The sequence below is a fragment of the Nonomuraea sp. MG754425 genome, assembly GCF_021699195.1.
GTDB lineage: Bacteria > Actinomycetota > Actinomycetes > Streptosporangiales > Streptosporangiaceae > Nonomuraea.
In genome coordinates, this window is sequence record NZ_SSXE01000427.1 from 1 (window position 1) to 1,211 (window position 1,211).

The window sequence follows — 1,211 nt, forward strand, 5'->3', positions numbered from 1 at the left end:
GGGGGTGGCTGGGCCGGAGGTGGGGACGCCGATGAGGCGGAAGAGCACGTCCTGCATGGCGGGCCGGGCGGCCGGGTCCTTGGCCAGGCACGCGTTCACGATCGAGCGCAGCGGCTCAGGCACGCCGTCCAGGCGCGGCGGCTCGTACTGGATCCTCCTGAGCACCGCGGGCAGGGAGTCGTTGCCGAACGGCGGCGTGCCGGTGGCCGCGTAGACCATCACCGACCCCCACGCGAACACGTCCACCGCCGGGCCGGCCGCCACCCCCAGGAACTGCTCGGGAGCCATGTACGCGGGTGTCCCCACGATCGAGCTGGTCCGGGTGACCGCGTCGTCCATGGCCCTGGCGATGCCGAAGTCGATGACGCGCGGCCCGTCGCGGCCGAGCAGCACGTTCGCGGGCTTGAAGTCGCGGTGCACCACCCCGGCCCGGTGCACGGCGGCCAGCGCGGTGGCGGTGGCGACGGCCAGGCGTTGCAGGTCGGCCCCGCCGTGCAGGCCCGCCTGCGCCAGCGAGGGGCCCTCGACGTACTCGGTCACGATGTACGGCCGTCCGCCCAGCGAGGCGTCCAGCACCTGCGCGATGCAGAACGGCTCCACCCGCCGCGCGGCGGCGATCTCCTTGGCGAACCGCCCGTCGCCCGCCACGCCCTCGCGCAGCACCTTGATGGCCACCCGCGTGCCGTCGGGCGCCGCGCCCAGGTACACGACTCCCTGGCCGCCCTCCCCGAGTTGCTCGATGACCTGGTACGGGCCGATGGCCTGGGGTGTCATCAGTAATCGTCCAGGGAGCAGATCTTGATCGAGAGGCTCTTGCGGGCGGCGGAGGGCGAGGTGACGCGCAGGGTGATCGTGTGGCCGCCCTCGTCCAGCATGTACTGCCGGGCCGTCACGAACGCGGTGTAGGCGTCCTCCGGGACCCATGACCTGCCGCTTTCGCGCGTCTTGCCGTCCACGTCCCACGCCCAGGAGACCCAGATGCCGGGTCGCGACGACTCCACGTTGGTCTGGAAGTGGATCGGCGGCATGTAGCAGCCGCTCGCGTTCGACTGGCCGGGGCCGCCGAACAGCTCGATCGCCAGGATGCTGACCTTGGCGGAGGTGACCGGCTTCTTGGTGGTCTTGGCGGGGGTGGGGGCCTTCGTGGTGCGCGTCGGCGTCGGAGTGGGGGTCGGCTTGGTGGTGGTGGGCCGCTGCGTGGGGGTCTGGGT

At 72.4% G+C, this 1,211-nt stretch carries 2 protein-coding genes; both read right to left on the reverse strand.

The annotated features are described in order from the left end of the window. Positions 1-774, reverse strand: a 774-nt coding sequence (locus tag FAF44_RS53255) for a serine/threonine-protein kinase (RefSeq protein WP_237111129.1), incomplete at its 3' end; no start/stop codon positions are given. After that, on the reverse strand, positions 774-1,211 hold a 438-nt coding region (locus FAF44_RS53260), incomplete at its 5' end, for a hypothetical protein (protein WP_237111130.1). The genes FAF44_RS53260 and FAF44_RS53255, both read right to left, overlap by 1 nt.